19 protein-coding genes are annotated in these 20421 nt (G+C 63.9%); 10 read left to right on the top strand and 9 right to left on the bottom strand.

What is annotated here, in order from left to right:
* Positions 1 to 27 precede the first annotated feature (27 nt).
* Complete coding sequence (locus SPO_RS21250) at positions 28 to 1545, top strand: malonate--CoA ligase (RefSeq protein ID WP_011242061.1); 1518 nt, start codon at positions 28 to 30, stop codon at positions 1543 to 1545.
* A 23-nt stretch (positions 1546 to 1568) separates the two neighbouring features.
* Here the strand turns inward: SPO_RS21250 and SPO_RS21245 are convergent, their stop codons facing one another.
* On the bottom strand, positions 1569 to 2453 hold the full coding sequence (locus tag SPO_RS21245; protein ID WP_011242060.1) for a LysR family transcriptional regulator: 885 nt from the start codon (positions 2451 to 2453) through the stop codon (positions 1569 to 1571).
* 216 nt (positions 2454 to 2669) lie between these two features.
* Here SPO_RS21245 and dctP (SPO_RS21240) point away from each other — a divergent pair, with 216 nt between their 5' ends.
* The 5 genes from dctP (SPO_RS21240) to SPO_RS21220 all read left to right on the top strand — a co-directional run bounded on the left by dctP (SPO_RS21240) (position 2670) and on the right by SPO_RS21220 (position 7315).
* Positions 2670 to 3665, top strand: a complete 996-nt coding sequence (gene dctP / locus SPO_RS21240; RefSeq protein ID WP_011242059.1) for a TRAP transporter substrate-binding protein DctP — start codon at positions 2670 to 2672, stop codon at positions 3663 to 3665.
* A gap of 74 nt (positions 3666 to 3739) precedes the next feature.
* Positions 3740 to 4249 carry a TRAP transporter small permease gene (locus SPO_RS21235; protein WP_011242058.1) on the top strand — a complete coding sequence of 170 codons (510 nt, stop codon included), beginning with the start codon at positions 3740 to 3742 and terminating at the stop codon, positions 4247 to 4249.
* The gene (locus SPO_RS21230; RefSeq protein ID WP_011242057.1) at positions 4249 to 5550 is read left to right on the top strand and encodes a TRAP transporter large permease; all 1302 of its coding nucleotides are present in this window, start codon (positions 4249 to 4251) and stop codon (positions 5548 to 5550) included. The genes SPO_RS21235 and SPO_RS21230 overlap by 1 nt, the downstream gene beginning before the upstream one ends.
* Positions 5550 to 6308 carry an alpha/beta fold hydrolase gene (locus tag SPO_RS21225; protein WP_011242056.1) on the top strand — a complete coding sequence of 253 codons (759 nt, stop codon included), beginning with the start codon at positions 5550 to 5552 and terminating at the stop codon, positions 6306 to 6308. The genes SPO_RS21230 and SPO_RS21225 overlap by 1 nt, the downstream gene beginning before the upstream one ends.
* Before the next feature lie 65 nt (positions 6309 to 6373).
* The gene (locus SPO_RS21220; protein WP_011242055.1) at positions 6374 to 7315 is read left to right on the top strand and encodes a carbohydrate kinase family protein; all 942 of its coding nucleotides are present in this window, start codon (positions 6374 to 6376) and stop codon (positions 7313 to 7315) included.
* A 15-nt stretch (positions 7316 to 7330) separates the two neighbouring features.
* On the opposite strand, the gene SPO_RS21215 is transcribed toward SPO_RS21220, so the two are convergent.
* Both SPO_RS21215 and SPO_RS21210 read right to left on the bottom strand, forming a co-directional pair.
* A complete protein-coding gene (locus SPO_RS21215) occupies positions 7331 to 8791 on the bottom strand; it encodes an NAD-dependent succinate-semialdehyde dehydrogenase (protein ID WP_011242054.1) in 1461 nt (486 codons plus the stop codon).
* 1 nt (position 8792) lies between these two features.
* Positions 8793 to 10070, bottom strand: a complete 1278-nt coding sequence (locus SPO_RS21210; RefSeq protein ID WP_011242053.1) for a 4-aminobutyrate--2-oxoglutarate transaminase — start codon at positions 10068 to 10070, stop codon at positions 8793 to 8795.
* A 145-nt stretch (positions 10071 to 10215) separates the two neighbouring features.
* On the opposite strand from SPO_RS21210, the gene SPO_RS21205 reads away from it, so the two are divergent.
* The gene (locus SPO_RS21205) at positions 10216 to 10782 is read left to right on the top strand and encodes a cupin domain-containing protein (RefSeq protein ID WP_011242052.1); all 567 of its coding nucleotides are present in this window, start codon (positions 10216 to 10218) and stop codon (positions 10780 to 10782) included.
* 74 nt (positions 10783 to 10856) lie between these two features.
* Here the strand turns inward: SPO_RS21205 and SPO_RS21200 are convergent, their stop codons facing one another.
* The 6 genes from SPO_RS21200 to SPO_RS21175 form a co-directional block, all read right to left on the bottom strand.
* Positions 10857 to 11387: a DUF1579 domain-containing protein gene (locus SPO_RS21200; RefSeq protein ID WP_230981818.1), complete on the bottom strand. Its 531-nt coding sequence runs from the start codon at positions 11385 to 11387 to the stop codon at positions 10857 to 10859.
* Positions 11388 to 11630: 243 nt separating this feature from the next.
* On the bottom strand, positions 11631 to 12743 hold the full coding sequence (locus tag SPO_RS21195) for an S-(hydroxymethyl)glutathione dehydrogenase/class III alcohol dehydrogenase (protein WP_011242051.1): 1113 nt from the start codon (positions 12741 to 12743) through the stop codon (positions 11631 to 11633).
* Positions 12744 to 12773: 30 nt separating this feature from the next.
* Positions 12774 to 13988 carry a cytochrome-c peroxidase gene (locus tag SPO_RS21190; protein ID WP_011242050.1) on the bottom strand — a complete coding sequence of 405 codons (1215 nt, stop codon included), beginning with the start codon at positions 13986 to 13988 and terminating at the stop codon, positions 12774 to 12776.
* The gene (locus SPO_RS21185) at positions 13985 to 14695 is read right to left on the bottom strand and encodes an SCO family protein (RefSeq protein WP_011242049.1); all 711 of its coding nucleotides are present in this window, start codon (positions 14693 to 14695) and stop codon (positions 13985 to 13987) included. The genes SPO_RS21190 and SPO_RS21185 overlap by 4 nt, the downstream gene beginning before the upstream one ends.
* 67 nt (positions 14696 to 14762) lie before the next feature.
* Positions 14763 to 16073 carry a methanethiol oxidase gene (mtoX, locus tag SPO_RS21180; protein ID WP_011242048.1) on the bottom strand — a complete coding sequence of 437 codons (1311 nt, stop codon included), beginning with the start codon at positions 16071 to 16073 and terminating at the stop codon, positions 14763 to 14765.
* A gap of 22 nt (positions 16074 to 16095) precedes the next feature.
* Positions 16096 to 16908 carry an IclR family transcriptional regulator gene (locus SPO_RS21175; RefSeq protein WP_011242047.1) on the bottom strand — a complete coding sequence of 271 codons (813 nt, stop codon included), beginning with the start codon at positions 16906 to 16908 and terminating at the stop codon, positions 16096 to 16098.
* A 420-nt stretch (positions 16909 to 17328) separates the two neighbouring features.
* On the opposite strand from SPO_RS21175, the gene SPO_RS21170 reads away from it, so the two are divergent.
* The 3 genes from SPO_RS21170 (at position 17329) to dctP (SPO_RS21160) (ending at position 20366) form a co-directional block, all read left to right on the top strand.
* On the top strand, positions 17329 to 18285 hold the full coding sequence (locus tag SPO_RS21170; RefSeq protein ID WP_011242046.1) for a dihydrodipicolinate synthase family protein: 957 nt from the start codon (positions 17329 to 17331) through the stop codon (positions 18283 to 18285).
* Positions 18276 to 19217: a 4-hydroxyproline epimerase gene (locus SPO_RS21165; RefSeq protein WP_011242045.1), complete on the top strand. Its 942-nt coding sequence runs from the start codon at positions 18276 to 18278 to the stop codon at positions 19215 to 19217. The genes SPO_RS21170 and SPO_RS21165 overlap by 10 nt, the downstream gene beginning before the upstream one ends.
* 84 nt (positions 19218 to 19301) lie before the next feature.
* A complete protein-coding gene (gene dctP, locus SPO_RS21160) occupies positions 19302 to 20366 on the top strand; it encodes a TRAP transporter substrate-binding protein DctP (RefSeq protein ID WP_011242044.1) in 1065 nt (354 codons plus the stop codon).
* Positions 20367 to 20421: the final 55 nt, after the last annotated feature.

Here is a 20421-nt window from a genome sequence, read left to right as displayed (position 1 = left end):
CGGATCGCTACGCAGGAAAGGGACACCATGGCAAACCCCCTCTATGACCGTCTCTTCGGCGCCCATGCAGGGCAGGACACACCCTTTCTGTATCTTCCCGACGGGCGGGTGATCAGCCATGCGGCGTTTCTGGGGCAGGCGGCCCGGCTGGCCCATGTCGCCACAAATCTGGGGCTGAAGCCGGGCGACCGGGTCGCCGCGCAGGTCGAGAAATCGCCCGAGGCGCTGGCCCTTTATGCCGCCTGCGCCCAGGCCGGGCTGATCTTTCTGCCGCTCAACACCGCCTATACCGCCGACGAGCTGAGCTACTTCATCGACAACAGCGGTGCCGCGCTGATCGTCTGCGACGGGCGCAACCGCGACATGCTGGCCCCGATCGCCGAGGGTCTGGGGGCCCGGATCGAGACCCTGAACGCCGACGGATCGGGCAGCCTGACCGAGCGCGCCGCCACGATGCCCGACCGGTTCGACACCGTTGCGCGGGGCGGCGGTGACCTGGCGGCCTTTCTCTATACCTCGGGCACCACGGGCCGTTCCAAGGGCGCGATGCTGACGCAGGACAACCTGCTGTCCAATGCCGAGACGCTGGCGCGCGAATGGCGTTTCACCGCTGATGATGTGCTGCTGCACGCGCTGCCGATCTTTCACACCCACGGCCTGTTCGTGGCCACCAATATCGCGCTGATCACCGGCGGCAGCATGATCTTTCTGCCGAGGTTCGACCTCGACCAGATCATCGCGCAGATGCCGCGCGCGACCAGCATGATGGGGGTGCCGACCTTCTACACCCGGCTGTTGGGCGATGCCCGGTTCACCCGCGAACTGGCGCAGCACATGCGGCTCTTCGTGTCGGGATCGGCCCCCTTGCTGGCCGAAACCCATGTCGAGTTCGAGGAGCGCACCGGTCACCGCATCCTGGAACGCTATGGGATGACCGAGACCAACATGAACACCTCGAACCCCTATGAGGGCGCGCGCCGTGCCGGCACGGTCGGCCTGCCGCTGCCGGGGGTCGAGCTGAAGGTGACCGACCCCGAAACCGGTGAAACCCTGCCCCAGGGCGAGATCGGCGTGATCGAGGTGCGCGGCCCCAATGTGTTCAAGGGCTATTGGCAGATGCCCGAGAAGACGGCGGCCGAGCTGCGCGCCGACGGGTTCTTCATCACCGGCGACCTGGGATTTGTCGATGAACAGGGCTATGTCACCATCGTCGGGCGCGGCAAGGACCTGATCATTTCGGGCGGGTTCAACATCTATCCCAAAGAGCTGGAACTGCTGCTGGACGATCAACCCGGCGTGCTGGAAAGCGCGGTGATCGGGGTGCCCCATCCCGATTTCGGAGAGACCCCTTTGGGCCTGCTGGTGCCCCGCCCCGGCCAGACCCCCGATACGCAGGCAATCATGGCCACGGTGGAAACCGCGTTGGCCCGGTTCAAGCATCCCCGCAAGCTGATCGTGCTGGAGGAGTTGCCGCGCAACACCATGGGCAAGGTGCAAAAGAACATCCTGCGCGACCAGTTCAAGGCGCTGTTCGAGAAGCAATAGCGCCGATGTGAGGCACCGTCCGGTCAGAGCGCGTTCCATACCTTCTGGCCGGTCTCGTCCAGCCGGTCGCGCGAGCAGAACAGCGACAGGGTCAGTGGCGCCTGCCAGTCCGGGCCGCCGATGATGGTGACGCGCCCGGCGGCCAGTTCCTCGGCAATCACGCTTTCGGGCAGCCAGGCCATGCCGCTGCCCGAGAGCACCCGCCGCTTGATCGCCTCGGTCAGTGCATCCATGTAGCGGATCGCCAGCGGCGGGGTGCGGGTGCCGATGGTCTGGTCGACCACGGTGCCCAGGAAGCTGCTCGGATCGTAGCTGAGATAGGGGATGGGCTGGCGCCCGTCGCCGTCCAGGTCCCAGCCGCCGGCCCGCGCGGCGCCGGTCTCTGCCACCGGATACATCAGTTCGACCCCGATATCCTTGCGCGCGAACTGTTTCTCCTCGAACACCGGCTGCACATCCTGATGCCGGTAATAGAGCAGGAAATCGCAGGTGCCGTCCGACAGCAGCTGACAGCAGGTGCGCAGGTTGTCGGAGTAGACCCGCACCCGCAGGTTGGGGATCAGGTCCTCGAACTCGGCGATGCGCCGGGTCAGGTAATTGACCGAGATTGTGTGCAGCACCGCAAAGCGCTGGAACGCGGTCACCCCCTGTTCCTGCGCGCGCAGCACCTGGCGGATATCGGTCAGGCTGGCGATGGTTTCCTGCGCCACCGGCAGGAACTGCTGCCCTGCCTCGGTCAGCTGCACCGGGTAGGTCGACCGCTTGATCAGCGGGATGCCCAGCCAGTTTTCCAGCGACTTGATGCGGCGGCTGAAGGCGGATTGGGTGATGTTGCGCTCTTCCGAGGCGCGGGTGAAATTCAGCGTCCGGGCCAGGCAAGTGAAATCGCGCAGCCAGTTGATATCCATCATCGCGCCCCTGTTTTCATCATAATTATCTGATTTCGCTTATTTATGCAACATTCGCATAGTTTAATGATGTATTTGAGTTGGCCTTGTCTACCCTCTGGTGGCTAGCCTTTTCCCAGCATCCGACTGTCACCCCAAGGGGGCGCGGAGCACATATGCGGGGCAGACGGCGCCAAGAACCGAACCATCCCCGCCCATCCAACCGGGAGACCCTGAATGTATCTGAACCTGAAAACCGCAACGGCAAGCGCGCTGGCTCTGGCCTGTGGTCTGGCGGCGGGCACGGCCTCGGCCGAAACCACGCTGCGTCTGAGCACCTATGTGAACGAAGCCGATATCCGTTATGCGGGCTTTACCCATTTCGCCGATCTGGTCGCCGAAAAGACCGGCGGCTCGGTCAAGGTCGAGGTGTTCCCCTCGGCCACGCTGCATGGCTGGTCCGAGGGCGTCGATTCCGTCCAGGGCGGCGTGTCCGATATCAGCTGGATCAACGCCGACAACCGGCTGCCCTGTTATGCGGTTACCTCGCTCTATCCTGCCGAGGTGAGCCTGGAGGATCAGACCGGGCTGGACGCCGCCTATGCCGCGCTGATCCGGGACGAGGCCGCCAATGCCGGTCTGGTGCCGCTGTTCAACTCGAACTACTCCTACGATCAGGAATGGTGGTTCGAAGAGCCGGTAGCCGATATCGGCAATCTGGACGGCAAACTGGTGCGCTCGATCGGGCCGCTGGTCAGCATGATGATCGAGACCTGGGGCGGCGAGCCGGTCTTTGTGGCCCCCAAGGAGGTGTTCCAATCCGCCGAGCGCGGCGTGGTCGACGGCATCAACATGGGCGTGGCCACCTATTCCTCGTGGAAGCTGTGGACCGTGATGCCCTATATGGTCAACGCCAACCTGTTCTATGGCAACATCCAGTACATGATGAACAAGGCCAAGTTCGACGCGCTGAGCGCGGATGAACAGGCGGCACTCACCGCTGCGGCGGCCGAGACCGAAGCCTGGCTGCAACCGCGCTACGAGGCCTGGGTCGACCAGCAGGTCGGCAATGCCGTCATGCAAGGCGGCGGGGCGGCCGTATCCATCTCGGACGACCAGCGCGCCAGCCTGATCGCCAGCGTCAAACCCAAATGGGACGAAACCGTGAATGCGGCCTGCGGTGGCGAACTTGCCGACAGCATCCGCGCGCTGCTGGCCAGCCACGCGCCCTGATCGGCGGATAATTCCTGTGGCCCCGCCTGACCGGGGCCACAGTTGCCGCTTATTCAAAACCTGAGAGGTCTGTCATGAATGACGGAATCGACCGCCTGATCCGGGGTGTCGAGCGCGGCGTCGTATGGCTCGCCGGGCTGGGGGCCGTCATCGTTCTGGTCCAGATGGTCTGGATCACCTACGGCGTGTTTGTCCGCTATGGTCTGGGCAAGCCCGACCGGATGGTGACCGAGGCCACGGCGCTGTTGCTGTTCCCGGTGGCCTTTGCCGGGCTCGCCTTTGCCCTGCGCGAGGATGCCTTTCCCAAGGTGACCATGCTGACCGACCAGCTGCGCCCGGGTGCGCGGCGGTTCTTTGACATCCTCAATCACCTGCTGATGCTGGGGGTCGGGGGCTTTTTCGCCTATGCAGGTGTCAGCGCCACGATCCGTTCGTTCAACTCGGGCGTGGCCTCGGAGATCCTGCACTGGCCCCGCTACATGTTCTGGGCGCCGGGCGCGGTCGCGCTGGTCCTGTTCACCCTCTACACCGCATTGCGCCTGATCCGCCTGATCATGCGCCCGGCCCCGACTGGAGACCTCTAATGGAATGGTATGTTGTCGGCCTGGGACTGCTGGGCCTGTTGATGCTCTTCATCTCCATCGGGTTGCCGATCCCCTTTGCGCTGGCCGCCGCGTCGCTGCCGTTTCTCTGGCAGATCCAGGGCTGGAAAACCTCGATCGTGTCCTCGGAGTTGAAGCTCTGGGGGGTCTGGATCGACTATATCCTGCTGGCGGTGCCCCTGTTCGTGTTCCTGGGTGAGCTGATAGGCAAATCGAAGATCGGGCCCAACCTCTATCAGTTCCTGCATCAGGGCGTGCGGTTGCGCGGTTCTGCCGCCTATGGCTCGATCGGGGCGAGCGCCGGGTTCGGCGCGGTCTGCGGCTCGTCCATGGTGGGGGCGCTGACCATCGGCGGCGTGGCCCTGCCCGAGATGCTGCGGCTGGGCTATGGCAAGCGCCTGTCCTCGGGTGTGCTGGCCGCCGGCGGCACCCTGTCGGTGCTGATCCCGCCCAGCCTGATCCTGCTGTTCTACGGCATCGTCACCGATCAGAGCATCGGCGATCTGTTCATCGCCGGTGTCATCCCCGGCATCATCCTGGTGTCGAGCTTTGTTGTCGTGGTGCTGATCTGGGGCATCCTGCGCCCGGAGGATATCCCCGGCAGCGAGGATGCGGCCAAGATGCCGATGCGGATGATCGTGGCCACGGTTGGCCCGGTCATGCTGATCGGGCTGGTGATCACGGTCGCGATCTATGCCGGTATTGCCACCCCGACCGAGGCCGCCGCCGTCGCCGCCTCGCTGACGGTTCTGCTGGCCTTCTGGGTCGGCGGGCTGACTTGGCAGGGGTTCAAGGAGGCGATCTTTTCCACCATGCGGACCATGGGCTACCTAGGCCTGCTCTTGTCGGCGGGGGTGCTGTTCGGCTTTGTGCTGACCTATTACCGGGTGCCGCAGCAATTCACCGAGCTGTTTCTGTCCTTCGATCTGTCGCCCTATACGGTGCTGGCCATCGTGCTGGTGTTCTACATCATCCTGGGGATGTTCCTGGAGCCGGTGTCGATGACCTTCATCACCCTGCCGACGATCTATCCGTTGATGAGCGCTGCGGGCTTCGATCTGATCTGGTTCGGGGTGGTCTACACCATCACCATGGAAATCGCGGTGCTGACGCCACCGGTCGGGCTGAACCTTTACGTGATCCAGGCGATCAGCCGGGATCAGGTCACCATCGGTGATGTGATCATGGGCTGCCTGCCCTTCATCGGGGCGATGATCCTGCTGATCGCGGTGCTGATCGTGGCGCCCGACGTGGCGCTGTGGCTGCCGGAGCAAATGCGCTGATGCCGGGCCTGCCATATCTGCGCGCGGGGTCGGGGCCGGCTCTGGTCTTTGTCCACGGCTATCTGGGCGGTGCCGCCCAATGGGCGCAGGAAATCGAACGGTTCAAGGACGCGTTCGACGTGATCGCGCCCAACCTGCCGGGTTTCGGCGCCGCCGCCGACCGACCGGGATGCGCCAGCATCGAGGAGATGGCGGCGGCGGTGCTGGGTCTGCTCGACGAGCTGGGCATCGCCGAGTTCCTGCTGGTCGGCCATTCCATGGGCGGTATGATCGCCCAGCAGATGGCCGCCGACCGGCCCGATGCGGTCAAGCGGCTGGTGCTTTACGGCACCGGGCCGCTGGGGCTGATGCCTGACCGGTTCGAGCCGATCGACACCTCGCGCGAACGGTTGCTGGCGGATGGGGTCGATTGCACCATCCGCCGGATCGGGGCCACCTGGTTCCGGGCCGGCGCGGCGGCGGCGGCCTATCCGCTGCTGGTCGAGATCGGCGCCCGGGCCAACCCGCAGGCGGCAATGGCCGGGCTGGGGGCGATGGCCGCCTGGGACGGGCGCGCGGCGCTGCCCCGCCTGAGCATGCCGACCCTGGTCCTGTGGGGCGATTGCGACAAATCCTATCGCTGGCCGCAGATCCACACGCTCTGGTCCAACATCCCCGATGCGCGCCTGTCGGTGGTGCCCGGCACCTCGCATGCGGTGCATCTGGAGAAACCGGGTTTCTTCCACTCGATCCTGGCCGATTTCCTGACCGAACCCTGACAACTCTGGCCAATTCCGCCGGTTTGCGCTGAGATGCCCGCGTATCGAACCAAACGGGGGTGGTGATGATCCTGTGCTGCGGCGAAGCGCTGATCGACATGATCGCGGCCCCCACCATCGGTGGGGGTCACGGTTTTCTGCCGCAGCCGGGGGGCGGGGCGCTCAACACCGCAATTGCGCTGGGGCGGCTGGGACAGCGGGTCGGGCTGGTCACCGCGCTGTCACGCGACATGTTCGGCCAGCGGCTGGCCGAGGCCCTGACCGCCAGCCATGTGGACCTGTCGGGCGCGGCGCGGGTGGATCGGCCGACCACGCTCGCCTTTGTCCAGCTGCGCGACGGCCAGCCCGAATATGCCTTTTACGATGAGAACAGCGCCGGGCGCATGCTGAGCGCAACCGAGCTGCCGCCACTGCCCCCGGAGGCCTCCGCCCTGTGTCTTGGCGGGATCAGCCTGGCGTGCGAACCCGGCGCCGATGCCTATGCCGATCTGCTGGAGCGTCACGGGGCCGGGCGGGTGGTGCTGATCGACCCCAATATCCGACCCGCCCTTGTCGGGGACGAGGCGCGCTATCGCGCCCGGCTGGGCGCGATGATAGCGCGGGCCGATATCCTGCGGCTGTCGGACGAGGATCTGGGCTGGCTCTGTCCCGACGCGCCCGATCTGCGTGCCGGGGCGCGGACCCTGCTGGCGCTGGGTCCGGCGCTGGTGGTGGTGACGCGCGGCGCGGCGGGCGCGACCGGCTATCTGCCCGAAGGTGCCGAGGTTTCGGTGCCCGCGCCCCGGGTCAACGTGGCCGATACGGTCGGGGCAGGGGACACGTTCATCGCCGGGATGCTGAGCGCCCTGGCGGAACAGGGCCTGCTGACACCGGCGGCGCTGGCGGGGTTGCGTGCCGAGGCCCTGAAACCGGCCCTGACCCATGGCGCGCGGGTGGCGGCGCTTGCGGTGTCACGCCCCGGCGCCAACCCGCCCTGGGCCCATGAGCTGGCGCCGCCGCCGGGCTGAGACCGGCGCGCCCGATCAGCCGATCCCGCCCAGGCAGAGATATTTCAGTTCCAGATAATCCTCTATCCCGTGACGCGAGCCTTCGCGGCCAAGGCCCGATTGCTTGATGCCGCCGAAGGGTGCGACCTCGGTCGAGATCAGCCCGGTATTGACGCCGACCATGCCACTTTCCAGTGCTTCGGCCATCCGCCAGACCCGCGCCAGATCGCGGCTGTAGAAATAGGCGGCCAGACCGAACTCGCTGTCATTGGCCATGTCGATCACCTCGTCCTCGCTCTCGAAGCGCACCAGCGCGGCCAGCGGGCCAAAGGTCTCTTCGCGACAGACCAGCATGTCGCGGGTCACGTCACGCAGCACGGTTGGCGCAAAGAAGGTGCCGCCCAGCGGCGCGCGGGTGCCGCCCAGCACCACTTCGGCCCCGCCAGCCAGCGCATCGGCGATATGAGCCTCGACCTTGGATACCGCCGCACTGTTGATCAGCGGTCCGGTGGTGACCCCGGTGTCAAAGCCGTTGCCGACCCGCAGCTGGGCGGCCTTGGCGGCCAGCTTGTCGGCGAAGGCGTCATAGACGCGGGCCTGCACATAGATCCGGTTGGCGCAGACGCAGGTCTGGCCGTTGTTGCGGAACTTGGCGATCATCGCCCCGTCGACGGCGGCATCCAGATCGGCATCGTCGAACACGATGAAGGGCGCGTTGCCGCCCAGTTCCAGCGACATCTTCTTGATGGTGGGGGCGCATTGCTGCATCAGCAGGCGGCCCACCCGGGTCGAGCCGGTAAAGGTGATCTTGGCGACCTTGGGATTGGCGCAAAGTTCGGCCCCGACCCCCGCCGCATCTTGCGAGGGGATCACGTTGAACACCCCCGCCGGGACACCCGCCCTTTCGGCCAGCACCGCCATGGCCAGCGCCGATAGCGGCGTCAGCTCGGCAGGTCGGGCCACAAAGGTGCAGCCCACCGCCAGTGCCGGAGCGACCTTGCGCGCGATCATCGCGTTGGGAAAGTTCCAGGGCGTGATCGAGCCGACCACGCCAACCGGCTGTTTCAGCACCACGATCCGCTTGTCGCGCTGATGGCCGGGGATGGTCTCGCCATAGACCCGTTTGGCTTCTTCGGCGAACCATTCCAGAAATGAGGCGCCATAGAGGATCTCGCCCCGCGCCTCGGCCCAGGGCTTGCCCATTTCGGCGGTCAGGATGGTGGCCAGATCGTCGGCATTCTGGATCATCAGGTCATGCCAGCGGCGCAGGATCGCGCCGCGCTCCTTGCCCGTCAGCGCCGCCCAGCCCGGGCCCGCAGCATGGGCCGCATCAATCGCGGCGGCGGTGTCGGCGGCGCCCAGATCGGCCACTTCGGCGATCAGGTCGCCGGTGGCGGGATCCTGCACGGCAAAGCGCGCGCCGCCCTCGATCCAGACCCCGTTCACATAGGCGCGGGTTTCCAGCAGGCCCGGATCGTTCAATGCAAGCGTGGTCATCTCAGCCCCCTTTCACGGCAAGGATCGAGGTTTCGAGGATTTCCAGCGCCTCGGCGAACACATCCTCGGGGATGGTCAATGGCGCGAGGAAGCGGATCACATTGCCAAACACGCCGCAGGTCAGCAGGACCAGACCGCGCGACAGCGCTTGGGCGCGCACCGCATTGGCGAAATCCGGGTTTGGAGCGCCGCCATCGGCGGTGTTGAATTCAGCCGCGATCATGAAGCCGGGGCCGCGCACATCGACGATTTCGGGAACCCGCTCGCGGACTTGGGTCAACCGCTGCTTCAGACGCGAGCCCAGTTCGTTGGCGCGGTGGCACAGGTCCTCTTCGTCGATCACGTCGAGTACCGCATGGGCTGCGGCGATGCCCAGGGGGTTGCCTCCATAGGTGCCCCCGAGCCCGCCCGGCGCGGCGGCGTCCATCACCTCGGCCCGGCCGGTGACGGCGGCCAGCGGCAGACCGCCCGCCAACCCCTTGGCCATGGTGGTCAGGTCGGGGGCGATGTCATACCCTTCCATCGCAAAGAGATGCCCGGTACGGGCAAACCCCGTCTGGACCTCGTCGGCGATCAGCAGGATGCCATGGCTGTCGCACAGCGCGCGCAGCCCGCGCATCAGCGCGGCGGGCGCGGGGTAGAACCCGCCTTCGCCCTGTACCGGTTCGATGATGATCGCCGCCACCCGGCCCGGGTCGAGATCGGTCTTGAACAGTTTGGCGATCCCCGCCAAGGCCTCGTCGGTGGTGGTGCCGTGCAGCTCGACCGGGAAGGGCACGTGATAGACATCCGGCATCATGGCGCCAAATCCCGTCTTGTAGGGCATGACCTTGCCGGTCAGGCTCATCCCCATGAAGGTGCGCCCGTGAAACGCGCCGCCGAAGGCGATCACCGCGGGCCTTCCGGTGGCGGCGCGGGCGATCTTGATCGCATTCTCGACCGCCTCGGCGCCGGTGGTTACAAACACGGTCTTCTTGTCGAAATCGCCCGGCACCCGGTCATTCAGCCGCTCGGCCAGACGGATGTAGCTTTCGTAGGGCAGCACCTGGTGGCAGGTATGGGTAAAGGCCTCCGCCTGTGCGCGCACCGCCTGCATCACCCGGGGGTGGCAATGGCCGGTGTTGACCACCGCGATCCCGGCGGCAAAGTCGATGTAGCGGTTGCCCTCGACATCCCAGACCTCGGAACCGGCGGCGCGTTCGACATAGATCTGGGTCTGCATGCCGACGCCCCGGGCAATGGCGGCGTCGCGGCGGCGGGCAATCTCGGCGTTCTTCATGGGCCTGTCCTGTGCTGGGGCGGCGCCCCGGTTTCAATCTTCGGCGCAGGATAGGGCGTTGCGGGTTTTGCAAAAGTCTGTTTTTCATTTTACGCAAACCATTGTATTAATTGTGTTGAGAAAAAGAATTTTGCGGATAATGAACATGTCCAACAGCACAGATGAAGATGCCGAGCTGGGCCAGCGGCTGCGTGTTATCCGCGAGCGGGCCGGTCTGTCGCAACGCGCGCTTGCCAAGCGGAGCGGCATTCCCAATTCCACCATCTCGCTGATCGAGGGGGGCAAGATCAATCCATCGGTCAGTACCCTGCGCCGGGTGCTTGGCGGCATTCCCATCGGCCTGTCCGATTTCTTTGCCTTCGAACCCGAGCAGGAAAAGGCCAGTTTCTACGCCGCCGAGGATCTGACCGAAATCGGCAAGGGCAAGCTGTCGCTGAAACAGGTCGGGTCCAATCTGGTGGGCCGGGCGATGATGATCCTGTACGAGACCTATCAGCCCGGGGCCGATACTGGCCGGGTCATGTATGGCCACGAGGGCGAGGAAGGCGGCGTGGTGCTGTCAGGCCGGGTCGAGATCACCGTCGGATCGCAGCGCAAGATCCTCGGGCCGGGTGATGCCTATTACTTTGACAGCCGGGCGCCGCACCGGTTCCGGCAGGTCGGGCCCGAGACCTGCACGATCGTCAGCGCCTGTACCCCGCCGACCTTCTGAGAGCAGGGTGGTCCGGCGCCCATCATTCGGGCGCCGGGATTGGGTCAGTACGTGGCTGTAACACCAACCCGCGTTTAGGCTTGAGGCCGAACTTGCGCCGCGCGCGAGAACTGCATTGTCCAGTTGGTCTCCCAGCTCGCGCCGCCATCGGTGGAGAACGCCTGCTCCCATCTGCAGCTGTCGGCGTCCTGACGGAGCCAGATGAATCGCACCTTGATCGGCTTGCCCTCGAAACTGTCATCAGACAGGAACGTTCCCACGCCATTTTCGAAGCGGCCGACCACCGGCACATCGAGGTGATGCGGATTGCGCTGATCAAGCCACCAGATCGCCCATTGTCCCGATGCCTTGTCGAATGACCGAAATGCAACTGCGCGGTAGGCACCGCCGGGAAAATCGATCCAGTTGTCTTCTATATTGCCATTACCGCCCAACACCGGGCGGGTTGAACTGGTACCGTCAAACTCCTCCCATTGGTCGCTCCCTGCCAAACGGACTGTCAGGCGGCGATGACGGACTTTCCAGTCGCCAAGCACAAAATCGAAATCACAGCAGGCCTCATCACGCATGGTTTTCTCCCGAAGATCAGTTGGCACGATCGCCATCAAGTGTTCCTCTCTGATAGCATCAGAACAAAACATGAACACACCTATTTTTGTGTACGCCCCTTCACGGAATTTGATGGATCCACAATAAAGAACGGTCTCGCAACCGCGCGCCATGCCGCGAAACTGAAAAACCGTTCATTATCAACCATAGCAAGCAGATCCGGGATTGAATCCGATCGGAAGGTCATTTCAAAACCCGTTACGTATACATCTTGCGACTCCCGGAGCGCGCAATATCAGTCAGTACACGACGACGGAGCGGATGCTTTCGCCTGCGTGCATCAGGTCGAAGCCCTTGTTGATCTCGTCCAGGCTCAGCGTGTGGGTGATCATCGGGTCGATCTCGATCTTGCCGTCCATGTACCAGTCGACGATCCTGGGCACGTCCGTCCGGCCCTTGGCGCCGCCGAATGCGGTGCCCTTCCACACCCGGCCGGTGACCAGCTGGAACGGACGGGTCGAGATCTCGGCCCCCGCTGGCGCCACGCCGATGATGATGCTCTCGCCCCAGCCCTTGTGCGCGCATTCCAGCGCGGTGCGCATCACACCCACATTGCCGGTCGCGTCGAACGAGTAATCGGCGCCGCCCCTGGTCAGCTCGACCAGATGGGCCACCATGTCGCCCTCGACCTCGGCCGGGTTGACGAAATCGGTCATGCCAAAGCGCGTGGCCATCGCCACCTTGTCGGGGTTCAGATCGACGCCCACGATCTGGTCGGCGCCCGCCAGGCGCAGCCCCTGGATCACGTTCAGACCGATGCCGCCCAGCCCGAACACCACCGCGCGGCAGCCGATCTCGGCCTTGGCGGTGTTGATCACCGCGCCGATGCCGGTGGTGACGCCGCAGCCGATATAGCAGATCTTGTCGAAGGGCGCGTCGGGGCGCACCTTGGCCAGCGCGATCTCGGGCAGGACGGTGTGGTTGGAAAAGGTCGAGCAGCCCATGTAATGCAGGATCGGCGTGCCATCGAGCATCGAGAACCGGGTGGTGCCATCGGGCATCAGGCCCTTGCCTTGGGTGGTGCGAATGGCCTGGCACAGGTTGGTCTTGCCGCTCAGGCAGTATTCGCACTGGCGGCATTCGGGGGTGTAGAGCGGGATCACATGGTCGCCAGGTTTCAGGCTGGTGACGCCTTCGCCCACTTCCAGCACCACGCCCGCGCCCTCGTGGCCCAGGATGGCCGGGAACAGCCCCTCGGGGTCGGCACCCGAGAGGGTGAATTCGTCGGTGTGACAGATGCCGGTGGCCTTGATCTCGACCAGAACCTCACCGGCCTTGGGCCCTTCGAGGTTCACCTCCATCACTTCCAGAGGCTTGCCCGCCTCAACCGCTACCGCCGCACGCGTCCGCATATCCGTGGTCTCCTTAGGTCAGAAATTGTATCAGAAATTGTCGGGTGGGTGGCTGCGCGCCTCGGCCACGAGGCAATCAAGCCCCTCCGAGGTGAGCGCCATAAGAAAGGCCTGGATATCTGCCAGTTCGTCAGGGCTGAGGCCCAGCGGGCGGATGCGCGCATCCTGTCCGGGATGCCCGGCGCCGCCCGCGTTGTAGAACTCCAACACGTCCCCCAGCGTGGTCAGCGCGCCGTCATGCATATAGGGCGCAGTCACCGCTAGGTTGCGCAGGCCGGGGGTGCGGAACGTCCAGCGATCCGCAGGGTCCTCGGTCACCTCGTAGCGGCCCAGATCGGCCTCGCGCGGGGCGCTGACCGAACGGATGCGAGAGAAATCGACCTGATGCACCACGCCGGGCGCCACCTGGACCGGGTGGCTGGCGGGCGGGTTCTGGCGCCGCTCTTCACGCATCCGGCCATAGCCGGTGTCGTGGAAGGCCTGATCGGTGAACAGCGCATGGTCCGTTTCGATCACGTGGCACGAGGCGCAGCCGGCCGTGCCGCTAAAAAGCGCAAATCCCCGCTGCGCCGCCGCATCCAGTGCGGTCTCGTCACCACCGTAGTACCAGCGGTCAAAGGCGCTGTTGCCCAGCGTCAGGCTGCGCTGATAGGCGCCAAATGCCTGACCGATCCGGTCGAGCGAGGCGGGCGCGGCAAAGGCCGCGTCAAAGAGGCGACGGTAATCGGGCAGGCGGTTCAGCTCGGCCACCACATGGCCGATCGAGGGGTTGGCCATCTCGTTGCGCGCCACCAGGGGCGCGACAAACTGGGTTTCCAGCGCCGGATCGCGACCATCGTGAAAGAGCGGGGTCAGAAAGCCCACATTGATCACGCTGGGCGCGTTGCGCTTGACGCTGCGCCCCTCGACCCCGATGGCGGTGGCCAGTTCCCAGTTGGCAAAGCCCTGCTCGGGCACATGGCACATGGCACAGGACATGGTGCGGTTGATCGACAGGCGCCGGTCGAAGAACAGCTTGCGCCCCAGTTCGATCTTGGCCTCGGTCGGCGGATTGTCCGCCGGATGCGGTACCAAGGGCAGGCCCAGCTGCGCTGTCAGGCTGCGCTCGAGCGCGGCCTTGGTCCAGCTTTCGGGGTCCGCCGGGCAGGTCTCGGCGCTGATCGGCGCGGGCAGGGCAGTGCCATAGTCCCCGGCCAAAGCGGCGGGGGCAATCAGGGCCAGCACTGTCGCAAGGGCACGGATCATGCGCCCGCTTCTTCCATCAGCAGGGTTTCGATATCGGTCAACAGCAGGCGCGGGTCGAGAAAGCCCAGACCATAGACATTGCGGATGTCGCCCTGCCGGTCGACCAGAAAGAGGCGCAGCAGGTGGCTGATCGTCTCCTGATCCTCGGACCGGTCGACCACCTGGCCATAGCCATCCAGAATCGGGCGCAGTTCCTGCGGCCCCGAGGTGGTCAGCACCTGCCAGTTCAGCTTGTCACCCGCCTGCTCGTCCGAGGTGATGGGATAGGCAAAGGCCTCGATCGCCTCGACCGTGTCGCGGGCGGGATCAAAGCTGATGGTCAACAGCTGCACATCCTCGTTGAGGCCGGGCAGGTCGCCGCTGGCATCATGCACGTCGAAGAAAACCGACATCGCCAGCGGGCAGCCATTCACATCGCCGCAGGTGAGATAGACGAAGCTGACCAGGGAAATCTTGCCCCGTGTCAGGTCGTGCAGGCTGTGTTCGGTGCCCGCGATATCCAGCACCCGGCCATCGGGCGCGCGCTTGATCCGGTTCAGGCGGTAGCTGCCCGGGGCGGGCGGGTCGAACTGATAGGCATCGCTTGCCTCGAAGACCGAGGACATCGGGCTGGGCCGGGCGGGCGGCACGGGGCTCCAGACCTGCCAGCCGACCACCGTCGCCGCTGCCACAAGTGTCAGCCCGGAAAGGAGAAAGCGCTTGCGCATGGGCCATCCGTCCGTGTCGAGGGAAAAGCCGGGGCAGCGCGGAGCCGCCCCGGAAGTCAGGGAGGGATCAGGACGAATAGAGCGCCGAGCTGCCAAAGCGCATGATATGCGCGCGGCCCAGGCCCAGTTCGTAGAAATCGACGGCGAAATCCTCGACCAGTTCCTTGCCGTCCCAGTTATAGGCCTTCAGGTACTGGGCGTCGTCCTTGCCCTTCTTGTCCCAGTTGGCGAGCAGCGAGGACGAGAAATAGACGCGCTTGCCGTCCCAGCTCTGGCTGACCATGTTGACCTGGCGGTCGATGACCTTTTCGTAGATCTGGAACGGTTTGTGCGGGTCGGAGATGTCGAACAGCCGGGTCTTGCCATCCATGAAGCTGTTGATCCACAGCGTCTGGTCGTCGGCGGCGATCGAGATATCGACCGGCAGCGGGATATCGGCCGGGTTGCCGATATCGGCCACCGCCTTGGCCTGCCACTCGCCCGCGTCATCCTCGTAGATCAGCCAGAGTTGTGAGGTCAGCGCCGTGGTCGAGAAGGCATAGTTGGCGTTCGACCCCCAGGGAAAGCGGATTTCCAGCGGCGCGCCGGGGACGTTGAACACCTTTTTCGGTTGGCGGGTGTGCAGATCCCATTGCACGATGGTATTGCCGAACCGCTTCATCGCCTCGGCGTCCTGCAACATCTGGCCGAAATCCATCATGTAGTTGGACCAGCCGGTGAAGGACGAGGTCAGCATGACGTTCTTGCGGATCAGCGCGCGGATGTCATAGCCGTAACCATCGGCCACCGCATCGCCCACGGCCACCGCACCCTGCATGTCGTCGGCGGTGGGCATCCAATAGGTCGCCACATACTCGCCGTCGTCATTGTACTCGACCAGCGCGGTGCGCCCGCCATGGTCGTCATCGTTGCTGAGGCCGGTGATCATCATGCTGCCGGGCAGGGCAAAGAAGGTATGCGGCCCGACCACCCCGCCGCTGTCCTTGACGAATGTGTCGATGGTCTTGTGCAGTTTCGGGTTCGACGGATCGGAATGCACGTCGAAGATGAAGATGCGGTTGGTATCCAGCCCGCCGGTCCAGAAAAAGCGCCGGTCCGCCGAGAACCCGCCGTGATGCGCCTCGTTGCGGCCACCGACCGAGACCGAGTTGATCACCTGACCACGGGTTGCCGAGCCGGGGCGCAGGTCGATGGTGACCAGCTTGTCCTGTTCGTCGCCCATGCCCTCGACCCCCAGGGTCCAGACATAGACGAATTCCTCTTGCCCGGTGATCTTGGGCATATAGGGCGATTGACAGGTTTCGTCGGCAAAGGCCCGAAACGGCAATCCCATCGCCAGGGCACCGGCGGCCAAAGCTCCAAATTCTCTTCTTTTCATGACTTTCCTCCCGTTTGGATCGTTAATGCGTCTTGTTCAGCCCTTCTCTTGCGTCGGCCAGGGCCTCGGCATTGGTGGTTTCGGCATCGACCACCGAGCAATGCTGGATCGCCGCCGCCGCACGCACCGCTTCGGCGCTCAGCACCGGCAGGATGCGGTTCTGGACCATCGGCTTGATCCGGTTCGACGGGCCGACGACCCCCATGGAAAAGATCGCGCCCAGCCGGTCCACATTGATCGGCACCGCGACGCTGCTGACCCCTTCGTCGATCTCGCCGTCGCAGATCGCGTAGCCATAGCGGCGCACCTGGTTCAACTCGCGCTGGATCTGATCGGGATCGGTGATGGTGTTCTGGTTGAAGCGCATCGGCTGGATGTCCAGCAGTTCGTCGCGCAGTTCGGGGGTGATGAAGGCGGCGATCGCCTTGGCCGAGGAACAGGCATGCGCGGGCCGGGGCCCGAGCCCGGGATAGATATAGGAGAGCGACGGATCAGCCGGTGTCTCGATATGGATCAGATCGACCCGCCCGCCGCGATAACGGGCCAGGAACCCGGTTTCGCCCGAGGTTTTCACAACCTGCTGCATCATCGCAGAAACCGCGTTGATCACATGCATGTCCGACTTGCCGGTCAGCGCGATTTTGACAAAGCGCATACCCAGAACATAGCGGCTGCCGCAGTCGGTCACCTCGACAAAGCCGCAATCGACCAGAGACGAGATATTGCGATAGATGGTCGCCCGCGGCAGGCCGGTCAGTTGCGCCAGATCGGTGGCGTTCGGCGGATTGGCGGCACCAGCGATGGCTTCGAGAAGGCGGATCAGGCGTTCTTGCATGGCAGTCTCACATTTCGGACATATTCACCGTAATGTGAGAATCACTTTTGTGACAAGTTGTTTCTGACCGGGATTGGCAGTGATGCCAGATGTGATGGTCGGAATCACTGGATGACCGCAGCGGGCGCGGATGCCAGGTGCGGCTGAGCGGCTGCGATGAACACGGCCAGGAACAGGCCGCCCGCCATTTCCATTCGGAAAATTTGGGTAATTCCGGGCGATGCAGCGTGTTCGAAATTTTTTGTGGATTCTGTATCCAAAATCCAATATGAAAATCGAGAAACCCAAACGTGAGCCTGCTTCGCCCCAGGAAATACGCCTCTAGCCGCTGCGTTCGTCCCGCTTTTTCAGGGGCGGAAACGCGGCGCAGCAACAAACACGGCTCGAAAACGGGCCAGTCCAGATTCGAAGGAAACGACCATGTCCAATATCTTCACCGGAACGATGCCCGCGCTCATGACGCCGTGCAGAGCCGACCGCACACCCGATTTCGACGCATTGGTCAGGAAAGGAACCGAAATGATCGCGGCTGGGATGTCGGCCGTGGTCTATTGCGGTTCGATGGGGGACTGGCCGCTGCTTTCGGACGAACAGCGGATGGAAGGTGTCGAAAGGCTGGTAAAGGCGGGCATTCCCGTCATTGTCGGAACCGGCGCCATCAACACCAGATCCGCAACCGCCCATGCCGCGCATGCCCAGGCGGTTGGCGCCGCCGGCCTGATGGTCATTCCCCGGGTTCTGTCGCGTGGGTCATCGCTTGTCGCGCAGAAGAACCACTTCAAGTCGATCCTGAGCGCGGCGCCGGAATTGCCTGCTGTCATCTACAACAGCCCTGTTTACGGATTTGCCACCCGCGCCGATCTGTTCTTTGCGCTCCGGTCCGAGCATCCGAACCTGATCGGCTTCAAGGAGTTTGGCGGAAAAGACGACCTGAGATATGCGGCCGAGCACATTACCTCGCAGGATGATCAGGTCACATTGATGGTCGGCGTCGATACCGAGGTCTTCCATGGCTTTGTCAATTGCGGGGCCACCGGGTCGATCACGGGGATTGGATCGGCCCTGCCCAAAGAGGCACTGTTGCTGGCGTCGCTGTCACAGAAGGCGGCCGCTGGTCATCCCGAGGCCCGCAAGCGGGCGCTGGAACTGGAAGACGCCCTGGGCATTCTGTCCAGCTTCGACGAAGGCACGGATCTGGTGCTGTTCTACAAATATCTGCTGGTTCTGAACGGCGAGGAAGAATACCGCCTGCATTTCAACGAGACCGACGCATTGTCGGACGCGCAGCGCAATTATTGCGAGCAGCAGTATGCCTTGTTCCGGACCTGGTTTGCCGAATGGTCCAAGCAGGGCGGAGTGCTCGCCGAATGCATGTGATCGACAGCCATACGGGCGGAGAGCCGACCCGCGTGATCCTGAGTGGCGGTCCCCATCTTGGATCGGGCCCGCTATCTGAACGCGCCGCGCGACTGGCCAGAGAATCCAGGGCGTTCTACCGGTCCGTCATGCTCGAGCCGCGCGGGCAACCGGCCATGGTTGGCGCGCTGCTGGTTGAGCCCGTCGATCCCGATTGCATTACCGGAGTGATCTTCTTTGACGCCGAAGCGGTGCTTGGAATGTGCGGACATGGCACGATCGGCCTGACGGTGACGCTGGCCCATATGGGAAGGATCCGGGCCGGCACCCACAAGATCGAAACCCCTGTGGGCATTGTCGAGGTCTGTCTGTCCGATGCGAATACGGTCACCATCACCAATATCGAAAGCCGGCGCGTGCATCGCGCCAGGCAGGTTGACGTCGACGGGTTTGGCCCTGTCACCGGTGATGTGGCCTATGGCGGGAACTGGTTCTTCATCGTCGACCCCAGCCCGATCCCGATCGAACGCACGAATATCCGGGCCTTGTCGGATGCGGCGCTGGCCATCCGTACGGCCGTGATCGCCAATGGGATCGGCGGCGAAGAGGGGCAGCCGATCGATCATGTGATCTTTTACGAGATGTCGCCCAGATCCGCCGTCCACAGCCGCAGTTTCGTCTTTTGCCCCGATGGCACTTACGACCGGTCGCCCTGCGGCACCGGAAGTTCCGCGCGGTTGGCCTGTCTGGCGGCAGAGGGTCTGCTGAACGCCGGAGAGGAAATCATCCAGGAAAGCGTGATCGGCAGCACCTATCGGCTTTCGTACCAACCGGGGCCAAACGGCGGAGTCATCCCGAAAATCACCGGCCAGGCACATGTCATGGCGGAATCCACGCTGCATTTCCACACGGACGATCCCTACAGAAACGGGATCTGCCATGCGCCTCAATAAGTGGGACCGGAGCCAACCGGGCCTTACCAAAAGCGCACGCGCCAAAGGGGCCGTGCTTCACCGTTCAACAGCTCAGAGGAAAACATGAAGATATCCAGCTTTCTTACCGCAGGCGCGCTTGCCCTTGCTCTCTCAGGTCCGGCCCTGGCGGCTGAAGTCGAATGGAAAATGACCGCCGGCGTTGGCGAAGGTTCGTTCCTCTACCAGAACTTCATGGAACGGTTCGTCGGAAACGTCGCAACGCTTACGCAGGGCCGCGTCGAGATCACCTCGTTTGGTGCCGGCGTTCTGGCACCGGCCTTCAAGGCCTATGAAGTGGTGCAGGATGGCATCGTCGAGGCTGGCCATTCGACACCGTCCTATCTGGTCAATCAGGACGCCACCAACGCCATTTTCGCCAGCTTCCCGGGTGGTATGTCGGCAGAGGCGACGTTGCACTGGGTCTATGAAGGTGGCGGCGAGGAGATGTTGCAGACGTTCCGTCGCGAAGAGATGGGATTGCACAGCATCGTCGTCGGCATCGGCACCTCCGAGATCATGGCGCATTCCAACGTGAAGATCGAAACGGTCGAAGATCTCGCAGGGCTGAAATACCGCACCTCAGGGGCTTTTGCGGCTGTCCTTCAGAACGAATTTGGCGGGGTGCCGACGGTGGTGCCGGGCAACGAAATCTACACTTTGCTGCAACGCAAGGGCGTGGACGCAATCGAATGGTCAACGCCGGGGGCAAACATCACCGAGGGGTTCCACGAAGTTGCGCCCTATATGATCATGCCGGGGGTCCATCAGCCGTCCTTCCTGTGGGAAGTGTTCGTAAAGCAGGAAACCTGGGACGCGCTGCCCGCGGATTTGCAGACACTGATCACGGCGGCGGCAAAGCTCACGACCTATGAGGGCTATACACGGTTTGGCGACAGTGACGTCAAGGCGATGGCCGATTTCCGCAACACCAACGTCGAACTGGTCGTGATGGCGCGAGCGGAATCCGAGAAAATTCGCGAAGCGGGCCGAAACTGGGCGCAGACCCAGGCCAAGACCCAGAGCGAGGCCGGCAGCCGGCGCATGCAGGACATCCTCGACAGCTATCTGGCCTATCAATCGAATTGGGCGGCGAACTCTGGCTACCTCGTTCGCGACGGTGCCGAGTAACGCATGAAAACCCGGATGGCGGGCAGAACTGCCTGCCATCCTGTCAGGAGGCCCA

It is taken from the genome of Ruegeria pomeroyi DSS-3 (assembly GCF_000011965.2).
GTDB classification, from domain to species: Bacteria; Pseudomonadota; Alphaproteobacteria; order Rhodobacterales; family Rhodobacteraceae; genus Ruegeria_B; species Ruegeria_B pomeroyi.
Note: the sequence above shows the minus strand (reverse complement) of the source record. Positions and strands in the feature narration are given on the sequence as shown.